Here is an 18,845-nt window from a genome sequence, read left to right on the forward strand (position 1 = left end):
TCAGGCACGCAGGGCTCTTCCAGTCAATTGCAGGAACAAGCGTTCGAGATTCTGCTGTCTCGATTCCACCCGGTCGATCACGATCGATTCGGCATGGAACGCCTGCGAGAGCTGATGCAATCGATCAGGCCATTCGGTAAAGCTGGTTTCAATCAATACGGTGGGTAAAGACTCGACATTTTCGCCGACAGACACTTTGACGCCTGTAGCTTCAGGATCCACACGCTGGGCAATGTGCTGCAACCGGGCTGAGAATGACGAACTGGGGTCATGGCCAGCACCCACCGAATCGACGCTGTTGGCAGGCCGGACATGGAGCACCAGTTGCGTGGGGACTGATCCTAAAAGCTGATCGAGAACACCGCATTCCAGAACCACGCCATGATCGATAATCGCCACACGCCGGCATAGTGCTTCGACCTCTTCCATGTAGTGGCTGACATAAATGATGGATGTCCCATCTCGTGCCAGTTGCCGGACAGATTCCAGCAGGTGAGCCCGGGATTGCGGATCGACACCCACTGTCGGTTCATCGAGAATGACCAGACGAGGTTTATGAACCAGCGTAATTGCCAGGTTGAGCCGGCGCTGCATACCGCCTGAATAATTGGCAGCAATCCGGTGAGCTGCATCTTCCAGCCCCACGAGTTCGAGCAGTTCATCGGTCCGCTGGGAAAGAGCTGCCCCTTTCAGACCGTACAATCCACCGAAGAAGCGAATGTTTTCGATCGCTGAAAGCTCCGGGTACAGAGCGAGTTGCTGAGGCGCCAGACCCAGTTGCCGCTTCCATTTTTCGGGATGCTTCCAGGCGGGTTCTCCTTCCAGTAGAACCTCACCGGCGTCCGGGGCCATCAATCCCGCCAGCATCCGGATGGTGGTTGATTTTCCGGCTCCGTTGGGCCCCAGCAAACCAAACGCTTCTCCATGCATGATCGAGAAGCTGACATTCTTGACGGCCTGATGAGAACCGAATGTTTTTTTCAGTCCCCGGGCTTCCAGAAAGGGAGTGGACAAGGGAATTCCTTCGAGAGTCGGTCAGCAGGATGTCAGTCGTCTGGTTGAGCGATGATGGACTGGTTGCCGTCATCAATGACCGAACCAGCAGAAACCCACCAAAGGGCGGATCTGCAGCGTAACACAAGCCGGGGGGCCGGTCACAACTAGGGATCTGGTAGATTCGTCGAAATCACGAAGGAATCAGGAGCAGATGCGCGATTGCTCCGGTGCCGGCCGCTGCGATCCCCACGCGAAGATTGTCATTGCGTAACGATGGAAAAGATTCCACCAGACCTGCGGTCAGGCTGGCCAGAAAGCTCACACCCAGTGCCAGGCGAAAATCTATTCCGGGCCGGAATTCTCCCCAGAACATGATGGCACCAGCCAGAGTCCCCATCGCGATAAAGGCCCACAGGCCCACCCACGATTTGCAGCCATTCCACGGCAATTTGCGCTCGCCGAACTTGAGCCCGAGGAGTGTGGCCGATCCATCCCCAAACGCCAGAATCGCCAGTGTCATCATGCCGATCTCTTCCCGACCAGGGAAGAGCCATAATGTCGCCAGAACCACCACGGCATACGCGAGGACGGCGTCGTAACCGTGATCTTCACCGGGACGGGCAATTCTCGAGAACCACCTCAGCATGATCGTTGCCGTCGATAAAGTCAGACCAAGCACTACACTCCATACAATCCAACCCCACGGGTCGGTATGGGGAATCACCCACAATAGCAGGGGTAGCAGTCCCGGTGTCATGTGCCATAGCCGGCGGCGGAATTCCTGCGTACTCAGGCTGCGATGGCAGAAAATGGGGACGTACGGATCAACAGGGCTGGTGAGATCTGTCCTCGGAATGATGGCAAGTGTCTCATTGGAGAGACGGTCGGGAATGGCGACATGCCAGTGAATTTTACGCTGTGGACTTTCTTCATGCAGCGCGGGCTGGAAATGAAAGGCCTTCCGCCGAGGTTGGGGGAGATCGATCGCTGGTGCCGGTTTTTCCGAGGTCTGGGTACCCATGGGTTGCCTAACTGCGGATTCAAGTTCCGCATCAATGTCTAATGACTCACTGATGACCCGGCTCCATCCCGACTCGTCAAACTTCCATTTCTCGCGGCAAAATTGCGAACGGACTCATCTCCCGAGTTCCAACAACGTCTTATCGGCAATCACTCACAGTGAACTGTGATGCTTCTGCACCGATCACGATGCCTGACGTACTGCCCAGTCAGACCATCATCCGTCATTGCCGACAGAGAAGACGTTGTCGTACGACTCGAATCGTTCCAGAGATGTTCGAAATCACTGACCAGACCGAACCCATCTGAGAGCAAAAGCTGAGAGCGAAAAACATGCCAGCGACATGAGTTCTGCCATAACAATCCTGGGTTGAAAATGAAGAGGGCTAATGCTGAAGGCATGCATTGGGTCAACAACGCGGGGATGGCTGCAGGAAAAATGTTCGTGGCATGAGGCTTCGTGATGCTGTCTGAATTATCGCCCGGCTACCACCGGCGATCGTTCACCGGCCAGCCGACCGACAAACCACTCGACGCTCGGCAGATACGGGGTTCTACCTGTGCTTCGGCCTCTAATGACTGCAGACCACAGCAGGCATTTCCATAGTGTATGTGTAAATAGTCAAATACAATGACAACTTGAATCTATAAGTGTTTTTGAGTGCTGTAAGAACAGGGTGGCGTTCTGTGTTTTCCTGGTTTTCAGGGTTCGGAAGCACTTTGCGTGCAGAATCTACAGCGTGTGAATAGTCAAGCTCCTTGCCAAAGATCTTCGCAAGAGCATATACTGATATGTCTCGTCTCGGGCCTTTTTTCCGTTTTTCACTTCTTCTCAAGGAGGCCATCCTCATGGCACAAGTTTCTGGCGGTTCCACCCGTCGCTCTGGATTTACTCTGATTGAACTCCTGGTGGTGATTGCGATCATCGCCATCCTGATTGCACTGCTGTTGCCGGCAGTTCAGCAGGCACGGGAAGCGGCCCGCCGCACCCAGTGCAAAAACAATCTCAAGCAGGTGGGGTTGGCGATGCACAACTACCACGACACCCACAACACGTTCCCACCGGGGAATATTCGTGGAGCCCTCAACGTTGGTCACGGACCGACCGCCTGGGTACACATCCTGCCTTATGTTGATCAGGCTCCGCAGTACAACAGAGTCAACTTTTCGACTCCAGGCACATGGTGGGGCGGAACAGCTGGACCACCCGTTGGCGGCCCGCACGGCGCGACGTGGAATGGTTTTATTGTCAACGGATTCATCTGTCCTTCGTCACCACTTGTTTCGAGAAACTCCTACAATGGCGGCCAGAACGTCTGGCAACGTGCCAGCTACACGCTGATTGAAGGTGCTGTTGGTCTGAATGAAGTCGCAAACAACGGCAATGGAATTCGGTCAAACGGAGGTATGTTTACCCGCGACCGAAATTTCAACTTCCGCGACATGACCGATGGCAGCTCGAATATTGTGATGGTGGCTGAGCAGTCGAATTGGGGGCGAGATGCTGCCAATACCAACAATGTCGAGTATCGATCCGATGGTGGTGACTCTGTCTGGATGGGGACAGATTATGGAAACCGTTGTTTTAACACGACCACTGTGCGGTATGCGATCAACACTCGCAGTAATGCTCTGAGTGGTTCAGGATCACAGAGTTGCAATACACCGATCCAGTCGGCCCATACCGGCGGAGCCCATGTGCTCATCGGTGATGGGACCGTTAAGTTCCTGTCCGAAAATATGAACTTCGACACGCTCCGGTTCTTGGCAGATCGTGCTGATGGCAACGTAGTCGGTGAGTTCTAATCGCCGCCGCAACGGCATGAACATCGGGGGCTGCCAGTACTGCTGGTGGCCCCTCTTCTTTCCAACTTTGTTGATCTCATTCGATGAGCAAAGCTCCATTGACTCTTCCATTTCCGAGGATGAACAGCATGTTCCGCTCGATGTTTGTCGCCTTTGTCTGCAGTGCTTTGTTGATGAATGCCGGGTGTGGTTCCGCCGATCGCGGACCGCAGGCCCAACTGACAGGCAAAGTCACTTTCAGTGGTCAGCCAGTTCCCGAAGGTGTTGTGCAGCTATCCAAAGTGGGTGGCGGGGCAGGGGCCTCGGCGAACATCTCGGCTGACGGCAGCTTTTCCGTCGTGCTGGTCGATCCACTCCCGCCGGGTGAATATCTGGTGCTGATTGTGCCACCCACGATCGAAGACAACTCGAACCCCAACAGCCCCCCTGTGCAGAAGCCCAAAGAGATGGAACAGATTCCACCGCGCTACGGCAATGCCAAGACCAGCCCACTCAAGGTCACTCTCAAGGAAGGGGCGAACACCGCAGATTTTGCCCTCGAACCTGAGAAGAAGTAATACGGATTCCAATAATCAACTACGCTCGTTGATATGGGGTGGCTGGGGTTGAGTCTTCGAACCCCCAGCAATCTTCATAACCAACTGGGGGTTCGCGAAGACGCTCAACCCCAGCCACCCGCCGTCATCTGGTCCATAGAGTTCATCCGCACAATTGCCGCTGAAGATATGCTTCACGACTTGAGCGCCTATTGATCATAGACAACTCGAGTGCAATGACCTGGGGGCAAACGAGGACGTTTGACCCCAGCCACCCGTCGCTAACCCACCGTTCATGCTGGTTAGCGCTGGGGGTTCGAAGACTCAACCCCAGCCACCCGTCGTCATCTTTTTGACCGTCATTCAAACACAAACTCAATATCGGCGACTTCATAGGCACTGAGTGCCACGCGGGATTCATTTCCCGTTGTTTTCAACCACGCGGCATGGGCTCCACCAAGTGTCAACTTGTGAGCCCCGGCCAGTGGTGCATACCAGACCATCGAAAAGGTCTTGGCCTGCCCCTCGGTCTCCATCAGCCGCACCCGGCACGACTTCTTCGATACGGTTGCCTTCGCTGCTCTATCGACGCTTTCAGTGTCTGAAGGATCGGCTGGAGCTTCGATGGGCCAGTCGGTCATCCCCGCTTCCCACGACAGAATGCTCACTTGTTTGGCTGGGCATTGGACGAAGAAAGACGTCTCGCCTGTTGCGGGCCTGGTGACGTTTTCCAGCCGCACGAGAGGAACCATCGCCTCGTGCGCGAGCCGTGCGGGATGCGGATCATCAATGGCAATGGTCCAGCGGAAGCGGCGGGAAGTTTCGCCCGAAACGACCATGAGGCCATCGAGCATGCGGGGGCCCGTTTTGCGAAAGTAAGGTCGGCCATGCGGCAAAATCGTCGCCCGCAGGGAACCATCACAGATTTCGACAAACTCGGGAGCTTCAAACCGTTCGCTCCCCGCCACATGGACGCTTCCCAGCACCGAGCGGGATATGGCCGCCATCTCGCTGCCGAACGCAAAGCGGGCGCCGATGTAGTTGTTCCAGGGGTCGCCATCGAAGGCCGCCAGTTCGAGAAACTGCAGATCGATCTCCACCTTCAGTGAACCGGCACGAATCGTGACATCGAGTTTGTAGTAGCAGATGCGTTCCCCTTTGGCCTGATCAATGAGGTCTCCCAGTGATCGAACCGTGAGGGAATGACTCGTCAGGGCGATAATCGATAACTCACCAGCGCGCATCTCCGAGTAAGCCGTCTTGATCACTTCGTCGTCAGGATCTGGCCCGAGGCGAATGGCCCGTTCACGCGGAAAGCGGCGGGCCAGCTGCAGGCTCAGTCGGTTCTCGCGCTGCTCATGCCGACGAATCCGGGCGATCCCTCCTGTTTGTGGGTGAAAAACGACCTCGAAGAGATCGTTTGAGAGGACACCTTCGGTAAATTTGACGACAGGCTTGCTCTTGCGTGCGGGACTTTTGCCATTTGGAGTGTTTTGGGCGAGCCAGAGATAGCCGCACGGTGGAATGGTGGGGAAGGTCCCATCTTCCATCTCTTCGGGAACTGGGCGTGCCCAGGGAAGCGGATTGATCAATAAAGTTCCCGCAGGACTTGCGGCAGCCTCGTGATTTTGAATTTTTGACCCGAGCAGATTCGCGAACTGCTGGGCGGTCTGCTGCAGTGCGGTTTCTGCCGACCACTCCTCGTCGGCATTTGCGGCATGATCCGTGGTCGCACGATTGTCACTGGCACCAATCACGCGGAAGTGGGCGAGAAGTTCATCTTCCCAGCGTTGACCCCCACTTTTGATCCCCTGCACAGGCTGTTGGCGGTTTTCACTTGGAGAAAGCAGTGCACGCTGCACTTCGCAGAACTGCCAGGCTGCCTGTTGACCTTGCAGCTTCCAGGCACTCGCGACTCTCGAAATGGCGTTTTTCTCGCGAGCGGCGACTGCATAAACCAAGCTCGACGAAAGATATTCGCCCGCGTGGTATTGCCGCACATGGTCGGGGTATTCCACGCGCTCGAGAAATTCTTTGCAGGTGACAAACTTGCCCAGGACGGGGGCAAAAGTGGCAGCGCGCTGAAGATCATGAAACCAGGGAGTCGCGACTTCGGGCCAGCGAGCAAAACCGAGAGCCGGGTTTCCATCGCTATCAAGAGCCTCTCCCAGTCGGGTTGCCAGCCTCAAAAAAGTCCCTGCGGATTGTGCCGGGAGTGGAATTCGTGAGAAAGCCGTTACCGCCTCGCCACTGGTACCTTCCCAACGGAAGCTGCTGAACTCTTCATCCGGGTAGGTTCCTTCATCGAGCAGCAGATGTAACGCTCCCGCATAACCCGTCTGTGAGAGGAGACCGGGAAGTTGCGACACCAGCCCAAAGAGCCGCCGGGCAAACACCCGGGGAACTATTCCCAGTTGAGTTTTTGCGAGTAGATGGCCTTGTTGAAAGTTTCTGATCCACATCTGTGGCGAAATTAGCGGCGTACAAAGTTCGATAGCCTCTCCACCGAGAACATCGACAGCACCCTGGGCCAATAACTCCTTCAGAGTGGTGGTGGGAGCAGTGTTTGAGGGTGCTGTGAGTTCCTGAGGTGCCGCAAGTGGCAATTGTTCGTCAGCCAGCTTCAGCAGTGGAGAGGTTTCGAGTGAACCCGCCAGAAAGTTGACGGCTGGCTGGTTTCCTAAAGGTTCGTTGACCGGCCATGTGAAGCCGTTCAGAGCCGCTTTCAGCCGGGGCATATCGAGCTCGGAAGGTGCCAGGCACAAGTCGAAGAGCGAGATTTCGCCGGGGTAGAATCGCTCGCGTGTTTCGAGCAGGTTTTCGTAGGCAGTGGCCAGTTGCTGTCGGCATGGCAAGAACTCACCAGCAGCCAGCGAGCGGGCTGCTCCCACAGTTCGCTGTTGCAGAATGATTTCATCCAGACTGCTAAAGTGCCGCATCTGTCGGGAGAGGAGTTCCAACTGCAGAACTGTGGTTCCGAAGGCCAGAAAATCGTCGATCGAGGTTTTGGCTTCCGGCTGAAAGAACAGGCTCGGCTGGGCTGAATCGTCGGCATCGGATTCGAGCCACGCCTGGAGCTGCTGCAGATTGTCTTCTCGCCGGGCGACTGTTTTCAGTAAGCCAGCCCCCGCTTGCTCCAATCGCTCATGCCAGTCGTAAGGAAACCAGTCTTCGGAGGGTTGAGGAAGAATCAGCAGCTGCCCGGGTGCGGGTTCGGGAGGAGCATCAGCACGGTACCACTGAGGAATTCGACCAGCTGTCGCCAATAGAGCCGGATGCCAGGCGATGGCAAAAGCTTCCAGCAGGCTTCCTGCGGCCTCTTCTCCCAGATCCTGTGGAAAGTCTTCGAGGCTATGCGATGGAATCAGCACATAAACTTCAGAGCAGGTTTTCGTCATACCAGGAGGTTTCTACAGGCTGTTTGACTGACCGAAGCGGATTGATCTTATAGATCAGGAACGTCTTCGGGCTTGATCGAGTCGAATCACATCAGCCACATTGCTGGCGTTAGCGGGCGAGATCAAGCCACAAGGCGACAATTCACCAGACGTGTGAATCTACTGGCGGCAAAATCAAAACCTGCTGCTTGCATAACCGCTGAATTCGCTTGAACCTGCGTGTTCGCTCAAATCTTTGTCCCAGAAGAGTGGCCGTCCGGCGGAATTTCACTCGATACGATGTTCGCATCTCCCGGTCGATATTCGAAAACTTTTGGAACCTGGAATGCGGAGAACGAGTCCAAATAACAGGGAATCCTGATGCGTTACGGGCAGGTTCATGCAGGATGCCACACACATCCTTTGAACGATAAAACGGAACATCAGTTCACTCGGGTTTGTGAAAAATGGCTGTTTCTATCACCTAACTCTCGGGACTGTCGCTACTTATTGACTTTTCTCGGGTCGTGGCTGTAGTCTGAATACTTGATTGTTTATTCGTAATTTCCTTGCGTGTTTTTCAATTCTGACCCAGCGAATTCTCGCGAACGCCTCTCTTTTGAGCATATTCTTGCAGAACGTGACAATTGCCCACAACTTTCCCGACGCATTTGAATTCGGTTTTTCGACTGGTATGCCGGCTCTGGTTAAGTCCCAGCCGGCGCCCAAAAACTGCATTTGATTCACGATGTTCAAAGCGATCTCTGTGGATGGAAAGTCGTGGCAAAATGAAAGTCACAGGAATGAAATGACGGTTTCCTGAGAGAGTGGTAGTCTATCTGTCTGGTCAGAAACCCAGCGAAAAGCTGAAATTCAACGTAATGTAGTGGTGCGATAGAAAGAGATGATTGAGTCTGGTCGGTTGGGTGAACCAGTTGCCCGGGATATTCGGTTTGAAAAGATCGTGATGCAGGAAGGGTGACTTCCCGCTTCGCGGCGAGACATACGCAATCTGTGAAATACGCAATCAGTCCACACGCTGAAACAACGCCTTGATGAACGGACAAGAGGGGTTTTCGTTATGGCCGAATTGAAATCTGCCTGGGGGATCGAGATTGGACAGGCTGGTCTCAAGGCCATCAAGCTGCGCTATGCCGAGGCCTCGAATCAGGTCTTTGCTGTCGCGTTTGATTATGTGCCGCATCCCAAACTGTTGAGCCAGCCCGATGCAGATCCGGATGAACTGATTTCCGAAGCTCTCAAAACCTTTTTGAGCCGCAATCAGATTCAGGGAGATCTGCTGGGAATTTCGCTCCCGGGATCAAAATCGCTGCTGAAATTCATTCAATTGCCACCTGTCGAAGAATCGAAGGTGGCCGAGATTGTGCGCTATGAAGCCCGCCAGCAGATTCCTTTCCCACTGGAAGATGTGATCTGGGATTTCCAGCCCATGGGATCATCTTCCGTCGAAGGTGGATTCATGCTGGATGCCGAAGTCGGCCTCTTCGCCATGAAGCGGGACGACATTGAACACCAGATGTATCCGTTCAATCAGCGGAAGCTGGAACTGGAACTGGTGCAGATCGCACCTTTGGCCGTCTACAACTTTCTCTGGTTCGACCGGCTGGGACAGCGGAAAGACCCTGAGCAATCGCTGAATACACTGGCCGATGACCAGTATGTCGTTGCGCTTGATATGGGCTGCGACCAGACGACATTGATCGTCACTAATGGCAAGAAGATCTGGACGCGTAACGTGCCGATTGGTGGCAATCATTTTACGCGGGCATTGACGCGGGAAATGAAGCTCACGTTTGCCAAGGCGGAACATCTCAAATGCAATGCCACAAAATCGCCTGATCCCAAGGCTGTCTTTCAGGCCATGCGGCCTGTCTTCAACGACTATGTGAATGAGATCCAGCGATCGATTGGCTTCTTCTCGAGTGTCAATCGCTCGGCTCAAATCACGAAACTGGTCGGTCTGGGAAATGGCTTCAAACTGGCTGGTCTGGCCAAGTTTCTCCAGCAGAACCTCAACTACGAAGTCGAGAAGATCGACACGTTCCCGAGTTCCGTGGGCGACAGTGTCCTGACAGCGCCACTGTTCCATGACAACATTCTGACGTTCACTGGCCCCTATGGACTGGCCCTCCAGCTTCTCGGGCAGACGCAGATTCATACTTCTCTGTTGCCACCCGAAATTGTGGTGGCCAGGAAGATTCGCCGCAAAAAGCCGTGGGCAGTCGCTACCGCCGCCGTGCTGCTCTTCGGACTGGCCACATCGGTGGCGGGTTATGGCAGCGTCGCCCAATCGGTGAGTAAGAGCCGCTTTGGTAATGCTGAAACTCAGGCCGATGAAGTTGCCAAATACGCCTCCAAACTCGACAGCGATTACAAGGCTCAGGAAGGGCGTAATGCGGCCGCCAAAGAGCGCGGGGAGAAACTGGTCAAAGCCCTCGATTCCCGTGCCAACTGGCTGGAACTCTACAAGGCGATTGATGAGAGCCTGCCCCGCGATGAAAGTGCCGAACAACTCGATGAGACTCGCATCGAACTGATGAATCGCATTTCACTGAAGTCGGTGACATCCAAGAAATACGATGACCTGGCAACCTGGTACAACGATAACGCTCAATTAGCGAAGGTCTCACCTCAATACTTTTCAGCCTTCGATAAAGCTGAGGCACGCAAGACCGGGCCCACCGGCCCAGGCTATGTCTTCACTCTGCACGGGGTGCATTTCCACCATGCTCCGGAAGATCCTGTCAAAGGCCAGGGAACAGGGTATGTCGTGAATACTCTGCTCAAAAATCTGCAGAGCTTTAAGGTGACTCGCAAAGACTCGGTCACTGGTCAGGTGATTGAGACACCTGTTGGTCAACTTGGGATCAGTTACGCGACCGTCAAAGCGGATCCATTTGTGCTCATCGATTACTACCCGATGGGTCGTCCCGATATGGCCAGTGCGAGCAGTGCGGCTCGCGGCCTGAGGCCTGGCTTCCAGCCTGGTTTCAATCCCGGCGGCTCAGGTGCTGAGTCGAGCTATTCCCCGCCGACACCTGGTGGAATTTCCAGTCCGGGAATTCCCAGTCCTGGCATTCCCGGGACAGGAACAGGCCGTGTGATCGATACCCAGTTGCCACCTGAGCAGGTCAATACGCCTCGTAAGATTCATATGACGAACTTTGTCGTGCAGTTTGTCTGGAAGCCGACTCCGGAAAAAGATCGACCTAAAGAAGATCCAGCCCTTCCGCCAGTCGATCCCGCTGCAGCACCGCAGGATGGCCAGGCAGCACCAGTTGCCACACCACAGACACCACCCGCAGTTTAACTTGAACACAAATTGAAACTGGCTATCGAATAGAACGAATTGCCTGAACGCGGATTGATCGAACAAAGAACATCGCCAAGTCACTTCTTGTGACCATGAATAGTGCGGAGATCGTTATGGAAAAACTGGAACCCATCATTCGCAATCGCTTCTGGATCCTCAGTGGACTGGTCGTGATTTTGAGTCTCGCTGGCTGGTGGATGGCTTCGTCTTCACTGGCGACGACGATTGATACACGGACAAAAGAAATCAAAGCTGCTGAGGACAAGATCCCCAAGGGAAATGTACCCAGTGCGGATTACTCGAACAAACTCTCGACAATCAACACGTATCAGGAGCGGCAGGTCGAACTTGCGCGGACGATGCTCTGGGATCAACAGCGGGCCAAAATGGCATGGCCCAAAAATATTCAGCCCTATGCTGATGAAGCGGGTTATCGCGGCGAGTTCGCACCTCTCGCCCGGGATATCTATCGCACCAGTTCACCATCAGATATTGCCTCCGTCTGGCAAAAGGTTCGCCCTTTCAATGCTCAGACTGGTGAAGGCGTCGTCGTCTTTCCACTGCAGGCGATGCCGGTGAAATACTGGCGTGATCTCCCTCCAACCTCCAAGGAAATGTGGGATGCTCAGGAAGACCTCTGGCTCCTCGATTCTCTCCTGAGCACGATTACTCAACTCAATGGGGGTGAAACCACTAACAATCGGCTGGATGCTTCCATTCATCAGATTCTGAAACTCCAGTTGATGGGTGGTAAGCGTGGTGAGCCCATCGATGCCCCTGCCGCTGGTGGCGATCCATCAGGAGGTGGTGGAGAAGGTTATTCCCCACCTATGGCAAGTGGTGGCGATGCTTTTTCCAGTGGCGGTGGTGGGCGTGGTGGCAAGATTGCCCCACCAGCCAGTGCCGATTTCCCCATTAAGGAAGAGTTTGGCTCAGCCGGTGGCGAAGGGGGCCTGAATGGCAGCTCATCTTCGGCTGATTCATTTGCTGCCGATCCCTCCGCGCTGGGTGATGGGGCTCCGCAAATGGCAGCCGCTCGACGTTACATTGATGACGACGAAGGTGCACCATTTCGCACGCGAGGATTTTATCTCTCCGTGCTGATGGATCACCGCCGCATTCCCGATTTCATCGCGGAGTTGACAAGTAACGAACGCTCGGTCTGGCCGGTGGAAGTCGTTCGTGTGCAGATGATTCGCAAGAATGAGGATGGCAACTTTGCCCGCGGCGGGGCCTCAGGCATGCCGAATTATGGCGCAGAAGCCGGGAGTTTTGGCGGCTCTTCGCCTACGTTTGGAACAGCATCGGAAGGGTTTACCGGCGGAGGAGCGAACAGTGTTCCTCCGGAATTCCTGACACAATCCCAGGGCATCAATCCACAGGATGCCAACAATCCGATGCTGATGAACAAGATTCAGGCGGCGAATGCAGCTCTGCAAACGGCACTGACTGATCCGAATATCGCCGAAGTTGTGATTGCCGGTTATTTCACGCTTTACAATCCGCCCCAGACAGCGCCAGAGGCAGCAGCAGCGACATCGGCAGATTCCACAGCAGCACCAGCGACACCAGCAGCACCAGCAACTTCTGAAACACCAGCAGGTACCGAACCGACCACGCCGGAAATGACGAACCCAGCACCGGCGGAAAATCCCCCGGTGGATGGTGCCACACCGGCTGCACCCGCAGCACCTGTTAATCCCGCGCCGACAGATCCAGCAGCGACTCCGCCTGCGAACACTCCCCCGGCAGCACCAACAGCTCCAGCAACGACACCAGCAGCACCAGCTGGTGAACCGGCTGCGCCAACTGGTGAAGCAGCGCCGGCTACTCCACCAGCCGGTGGAACTTAAGCCTGTCCCTCAGTTCGTTTTTGAACTTTGATAGAACATCGCCAGCAACTATCGAGCAGACAACTTTTCAGCGAACATTGTTTTGAAGATCAAGGGGATATCCCATGGCAGGTATCAAAGGTTTGAATTTCAAATCGCTGCTGGTCGATCATGGCGAGAAAATCGTACTGGCCGGTATTGGCCTGCTGGTGCTGGGTGTGTGGGGAACCACCTCCTGGAGCCGGACAGAGAAATCGCCGGATGAGATCATCAAGAAGGCCACCAATTCGAAAACGAATATCGATGCGGGTGTGTGGCCTGTGGAGAAAGCCAACGAGTTTGCGATTGTGGCTTACCAGGATCGTGCCTCTCAGCTGTTGAAGCCGATGGAGTCGGTCGCCGCTTACGAGTTTTCGACACCTCTCTACCATCCGCTTTATCGCAAGCAGGAGCAGATTAAGGAACCAGAATGGTTGCCTGTGGCCGACCTGATTGCCGATGCCGGGACAGCGATCATCGCGATTAACAAAGGCCTCGATGTCACTCTCGCGGAAACAGAAACCGGGGATTTGACCAAGGCCAGTGAAGAAGAAGTCAACACGGAATTCGCGATTCGTTCTGGCGTCGGCGGAACAGCAGCCGGCGGCCCGGGTGCATCGGGCGCGGAAACTCCTGTCGGCAGCTACAGTCCGCCACCCGTTTCCGAATCGACCTTTGGCAGTTCGTCTCCATATGGTTTGGATGGCAGCGTCGGCGGCACAGTTTCGAGCGTCGAAGCTCGCGGCGTGCGCTATGTCGCTGTGCGCGGCATTGTTCCTTTGCAGCAGCAGGTGGCCAAGCTTCAGAAAGCACTGAACCTGCAGAGCCTCACGGAAGCCGAGCAGTATCTTGAACTCCTCGACTTCAAGCTGGAACGTCAGGAGGCCGTCGCTGGCGACAACCCGTGGGTCGGGAAGTGGGAAGCGGTCGATATGGTGGCCGACTCACAGATTCTGGCGGAATCGCCCAACTTCGATATTGATCCCTTCGATGCCCGCATCTCAGATGCGACGATCACCGCCCCACTCCCGTTGAGGCTGATGGGGTACTGGGGCGAACATGCGACACATCCGAAAGTCCGAAATTTCACTTTAAGCCCGGAAGAGCGTGCCAAGCAGGAGCGATTCCTCGATAAGGTTGTCGAAACTGCGACAAAAGAGCGGGCCCTGCTGGAACAATCCCAGAAGCCACAAAGGCGCGGGTTTGCCGTCGTGCAGCGGGATTTGCGAGCCTTGCAAGGGGCGATTATGTCGTCGAGCAGTTCTGACCAGATTCTGGGAACAATGTCGACGATGATGGCAGTGCCTGGCAGCCCTGCGATGACATCTCAACAGCTCAAAAAGATGCTCGACACGGCGGGTGGCCGGTTGCTGCTGTTCCGATATCTGGACCTGCAGGTGAAGCCGGGCCGCGCCTATCGCTACCGCGTGAAGCTGCTCTTTACGAATCCGAACTACAATCTGCCAATTGAACAGATCGTGGATCCTTCGGTCGCTGCGGGAGCCGAGCGGGAATCACCCTGGAGCACGATTTCGAATCCAGCAGTGGTTCCTGGGGATGTCAAATACTTCCTGGCTGGAAGTGAACGTGATCCCGTCCGCGACGTGACCCGCTCGATTCGTAAAGCCGTGGCCAATATGAGTGTCTACCAGTGGGATGCCAAACTCGGATCACTCCTGAATTCCACGCTCGATCTCACCTCGGTCGGCCAGGTCATCAAAGAGACCAAGAAGGTGAAGAGGGCCGATCTGGGGAATGGCACGTATGAAGATGCCGACATCGTGATCGGCACCACAGACCTGCTGCTGGACGTCGCCGCGGATGTCGAAGTCAACGTGACCTTACAGTCCAAGCTGCCTGTCCACATGGCTGAACTGGGACTGACTCCCGTCAGTGGCAAACTCAATTTTGGCTTGCTGCCTGAAGCTGTCGTTGTCAATGAAGCGGGTCAAATGGAATTTATTGATTCCAAGACCAACCAGAAACAGGAAGACGAGCTGAAGCGCAGGTATGAGGGCGAGAAAAAAGAGTATGAGAAATTCAAGCCGCCCGAAGTAGCTGACCCACTTCTGGGCCCGGGTGGTGGCGAGGAGAGTAGTTATGTTCCGCCAGGTATGGGAGATCCGACGGCGCGAAAAGTGAGTTCCAAGAAGATTCGCACGAATCGCAAGGGCCAGCCGGGCATGGGATCGAGCCCACCCGCCCCATGAACACACACAGTGTGACTCGCGATTATAAATCCTAGATGAATAAAGACCTTATGGCCCGGCTCATGGTGTAGATCCCATGAGCTGGGCCAATTTTCTGGATAGGTTGAACCGGCGTATCCCTGCCTGGTCCATGAACTTCCCGATCTCTCCGGGAATGCGGATCGGTAACACTTGGAGCGGGGGCGTTCCGTTCGTTATGCTCTGGAACAACGAATTTCCCGGCTGGTGCTGATTCTGAACTTACTGATCGGGAAATTGATGATCTGCGGGGATGCGACTTCGCCTTTGAGGTGCCAGTTCTCTTCGCAGTCACTCCACAATATTCCCTTACTTCCTTTGCGTCTGGAAAGTCCTCCGCCATGTACGATGTCACGCTGATTCCCGGAGATGGTGTCGGTCCCGAAATCGCAGAAGCCACGCGTCGCTGTGTGGAATCCACCGGCGTCAAAATCAATTGGGACGTCCAGGAATGTGGCATTGAAGTGATCGAAAAGGTCGGCAAGGTTCCCGAATCGGTACTGACTTCGATCCGCAAAAACAAAGTGGCTCTCAAAGCACCGATCACCACACCCATCGGCAAAGGCTTCCGCAGTGTCAACGTCTTCCTGCGACAGGAACTTGGCCTTTACGCCTGCGTACGCCCCTGTAAGACCTATAAGGGCGTTCGCAGCTACTTCTCGAATACACCCGTCGATCTGGTGGTGGTTCGTGAGAACACCGAAGACCTTTACGCCGGTGTCGAATTCCAGGCAGGTCTGCCCGCAACCAAAGAACTGATCGAAGTGATCAATCGTCTGGCGACTGGCAAAAAAATCGGGACTGGCCTCGATACCACCGGCGTGAGCATCAAGCCCATGTCCTACGAGGGGACTCGAGACATCGCCAACTACGCCTTCCAGTACGCCGTCGATAATGGCCGTAAATCGGTCACTTCGGTCTGCAAGGCGAATATCATGAAGTTTACCGATGGTCTGTGGTACGACGAATCACGGGCTGTCGCCAAGGCATACAATGCCAAGTTCGAGCAGCCAGAACTCGCCAAGGATGCTGATCCTGTTCTCGCCGGAAAAGTGGCTGATGGCAGCCATCTGCATTACATGGAACGTCTCATTGACAACATGTGCATGCAACTGGTGCAGAAGCCCGAACTCTACGATGTCATTCTCCTGCCCAACCTCTATGGCGATATCCTCAGTGACCTGTGTGCAGGCCTCGTCGGTGGCCTGGGTGTCGCACCGGGAGCCAACATCGGCCCCGATTCGGCGATCTTCGAAGCCACGCACGGAAGTGCCCCCAAGTACAAAGGCCAGAACAAGGTCAACCCCGTGGCACTCATTCTGTCGGCCAAGCTGATGCTCGAACATCTGGGAGAAAAGTCTGCTGCCGAGCGACTCGAAAAGGCCGTGGCCGCTGTCATCGAAGAAGGCAAAGATGTCACTTATGACATGAAAGCCAACCGCAATGATCCCACGGCTGTCGGCACACAGCAGATGGCTGACGCAATCTGCCGTAAAGTTCAGTCGCTGTAGTGATGCAGCGTTCTCTATCCTGGCAACCAGAAACTTTAGAGAACGCTTGAGAATGAAATGAACCGGGATTCAACAATCGCGTTGGATCCCGGCGCTTTCGAGAGCATCGTCGACGAGATTTGAACTGTTGAGTACAGGTCGCTTGAAGGCCCGGAGGCAGTCAACTTCTGGTACGGCGTTCATCCGAAATTTGAAAGGTTATCTCTGGCCTCGAGGGCATGATTTCCCTTCTGGCAAGAGAGAAAGTGATTTGCTGGTGGATAACTGCTGGCTGAGCACTTTCTGTGGAAAGTAGCACTGTTTATGGATATGTCAGCTCCCCCCAGCCAGGCATGGGTTGTTCGCTATGGCGTGACGCGTCTGCTGGGAGAGTTCGTCATTCGCGGGCCGCACATTCCTGTCTCTCGCGGCACCCAGGTGATTGTACGCTCAGATCGCGGGACGGAATGGGGCGAAGTGCTCTGTGCTGCGTCCGAGAGTACTCGAGAGTGGCTGGGAATCGATAAGGAAACTGGTCGAATCTTAAGACTGCCGACCCTCGATGATGAGCGGCATAAAGACCGTGTGGCTCAACTGGAAGTCGAAGAATTCAACAGTTGCAAGCAATTGATCGGTGAAATGTCTCTGCAGATGCAGCTCGTCGATACCGAGCACGTCTTTGGCGGTGAACGAATCGTTTTTTACTATGTCTCGGAGCAGCGGATTGACTTCCGTGAACTGGTCAAAGTCCTGGCCAAAAGGCATCAATCGCGCATTGAAATGCGGCAGATTGGAATTCGGGATGAAGCTCGCCTGCTCGCCGATTACGGCGATTGCGGCAAGCCCGTCTGTTGTAATACGCACCTCAAGGAAATGCCCCCAGTTTCGATGAAGATGGCCAAGCTGCAGAAGGCCACTCTCGATCCCTCGAAAATCTCCGGGCGCTGCGGTCGGCTCAAATGCTGCCTGCGATACGAATACGATACTTACGAAGAACATCGCAAAGAACTCCCTCCCATTGGTGCGACAGTCGTGACCAAACTGGGCCAGGGTAGAGTCGTCGCTCAGGAACTGCTGGCTAAGAAGCTGATGGTGGCTTACGAAGGCCAGCGGACAGTGCTGACCGATCAGAAAGAGATCATCACCGTGGTCGGGAAAAAGGGGCTGCCGGCGGCTGTCGAGCGGGAAATCGAAGAGGAGGAGGCGGAGGAATTCATGCAGTCCGAATCTTCCCGACCACCTCGCCCGCAGCGCCCTCCTCGCAATCCCTCAGAGAATCGAAACCAGCCTGATCGCTGAACTTGCCTCATGATGAGCAGGCCGTCATTTCCCACAAGGACCAACACTGGAACATGCGATGAGGATTGGCCTGTACGGAGGGACGTTCGACCCCGTTCATCTGGCACATCTGGTGCTGGCGGAGACCTGCCGGGAAAAATTGCAACTGGATCAAGTCTGGTTCATACCGGCCTATCAACCTCCGCATAAGCCGGGGCGCGTCATCCTGGAGCCGAAGCACCGCATTCAGATGCTCAAGCTGGCCGTTGTGGGCATGCCTTGTTTCAAAGTCGAGCCGGTTGAAATCCAGCGTGGAGAAATCTCTTACACAGTCGACACTTTGCGTCAGCTACAGCAGCTTCACCCGCAGCATGAGTTTTTCCTCCTCATGGGTGCGGATTCGCTGGCCATGCTCCATACCTGGAAAGAGCCCCAGGCGTTATTCGATCTAGCCACAATCGCGGTGGTAAATCGAGGGAAGGAACCCGCTCCGGGAGTTGAGGATCTTGGCGAGCTCAAATCTCTCGTGGGCGAAGCGGCTCTCGCGAAAATACTCCATGTTCGCATGCCCGGGATGGATCTCAGTGCCACCACTTTGCGTGAGAACGTCGCTCAGCGGCAGAGCATTCGATTTCTCGTGCCTCGCGCCGTCGAAGCCTACATCGAGGCCAATCACTGCTATCGGAGCTGAAAACGCGACGAAGCTTCGAATCGCTCATTGATGAAGTGACGCTGCTGCTGTTTTTGTCGCTTAAGCCTGTTCCGAAGCAGGCAAATCGTGTCGAGAAGGGCTTGCCCTCTTTGTTTCGCCTGGCAATTTGATTACCCTTCAGCAGTGCGGTGAATGCCACTGGTTTCTTCACTCGGCGAGTTGTCGGCATAGGGCCTTCATCTCAACAAGTCGAATGC

The 18,845-nt window shown here is 55.0% G+C and carries 12 protein-coding genes; 9 read left to right on the forward strand and 3 right to left on the reverse strand.

All coding sequences use genetic code 11. The annotated features are described in order from the left end of the window. Both PLIM_RS00360 and PLIM_RS00365 read right to left on the reverse strand, forming a co-directional pair. Entirely contained in the window at positions 1-1,014 is a 1,014-nt protein-coding gene (locus tag PLIM_RS00360) for an ABC transporter ATP-binding protein (protein ID WP_013108354.1), read from the reverse strand. A gap of 172 nt (positions 1,015-1,186) precedes the next feature. Further along, positions 1,187-2,017, reverse strand: a complete 831-nt coding sequence (locus PLIM_RS00365) for a diacylglycerol/polyprenol kinase family protein (RefSeq protein ID WP_013108355.1) — start codon at positions 2,015-2,017, stop codon at positions 1,187-1,189. Between the two features lie 848 nt (positions 2,018-2,865). Here PLIM_RS00365 and PLIM_RS00375 point away from each other — a divergent pair. The 3 genes from PLIM_RS00375 (at position 2,866) to PLIM_RS24315 (ending at position 4,574) form a co-directional block, all read left to right on the forward strand. Continuing rightward, positions 2,866-3,822, forward strand: coding sequence for a DUF1559 domain-containing protein (locus PLIM_RS00375; RefSeq protein WP_013108356.1), 957 nt, complete (start codon positions 2,866-2,868; stop codon positions 3,820-3,822). Between the two features lie 128 nt (positions 3,823-3,950). After that, entirely contained in the window at positions 3,951-4,379 is a 429-nt protein-coding gene (locus tag PLIM_RS00380; protein ID WP_013108357.1) for a carboxypeptidase-like regulatory domain-containing protein, read from the forward strand. Between the two features lie 48 nt (positions 4,380-4,427). Beyond that, a complete protein-coding gene (locus PLIM_RS24315; RefSeq protein ID WP_155523238.1) occupies positions 4,428-4,574 on the forward strand; it encodes a hypothetical protein in 147 nt (48 codons plus the stop codon). Positions 4,575-4,717: 143 nt separating this feature from the next. On the opposite strand, the gene PLIM_RS00385 is transcribed toward PLIM_RS24315, so the two are convergent. Beyond that, positions 4,718-7,756 (reverse strand): polysaccharide deacetylase family protein, encoded by a 3,039-nt coding sequence (locus tag PLIM_RS00385; RefSeq protein ID WP_013108359.1) that lies wholly within the window; start codon positions 7,754-7,756, stop codon positions 4,718-4,720. Between the two features lie 1,060 nt (positions 7,757-8,816). On the opposite strand from PLIM_RS00385, the gene pilM reads away from it, so the two are divergent. The 6 genes from pilM (at position 8,817) to nadD (ending at position 18,627) form a co-directional block, all read left to right on the forward strand. Then, complete coding sequence (gene pilM / locus PLIM_RS00395; protein ID WP_013108360.1) at positions 8,817-11,066, forward strand: type IV pilus assembly protein PilM; 2,250 nt, start codon at positions 8,817-8,819, stop codon at positions 11,064-11,066. 116 nt (positions 11,067-11,182) lie between these two features. Beyond that, positions 11,183-12,922 (forward strand): hypothetical protein, encoded by a 1,740-nt coding sequence (locus PLIM_RS22125; RefSeq protein WP_013108361.1) that lies wholly within the window; start codon positions 11,183-11,185, stop codon positions 12,920-12,922. A 104-nt stretch (positions 12,923-13,026) separates the two neighbouring features. Continuing rightward, entirely contained in the window at positions 13,027-15,150 is a 2,124-nt protein-coding gene (locus PLIM_RS00405) for a hypothetical protein (protein ID WP_013108362.1), read from the forward strand. A gap of 359 nt (positions 15,151-15,509) precedes the next feature. Further along, on the forward strand, positions 15,510-16,679 hold the full coding sequence (locus tag PLIM_RS00410; RefSeq protein ID WP_013108363.1) for an isocitrate/isopropylmalate dehydrogenase family protein: 1,170 nt from the start codon (positions 15,510-15,512) through the stop codon (positions 16,677-16,679). A gap of 309 nt (positions 16,680-16,988) precedes the next feature. Beyond that, complete coding sequence (locus PLIM_RS00415) at positions 16,989-17,957, forward strand: PSP1 domain-containing protein (protein ID WP_230849366.1); 969 nt, start codon at positions 16,989-16,991, stop codon at positions 17,955-17,957. Between the two features lie 58 nt (positions 17,958-18,015). Further along, on the forward strand, positions 18,016-18,627 hold the full coding sequence (gene nadD / locus PLIM_RS00420) for a nicotinate-nucleotide adenylyltransferase (RefSeq protein ID WP_013108365.1): 612 nt from the start codon (positions 18,016-18,018) through the stop codon (positions 18,625-18,627). The last annotated feature ends 218 nt before the right edge of the window (positions 18,628-18,845 follow it).

It is taken from the genome of Planctopirus limnophila DSM 3776 (genome assembly GCF_000092105.1).
In the GTDB taxonomy this organism is placed as follows: Bacteria; Planctomycetota; Planctomycetia; order Planctomycetales; family Planctomycetaceae; genus Planctopirus; species Planctopirus limnophila.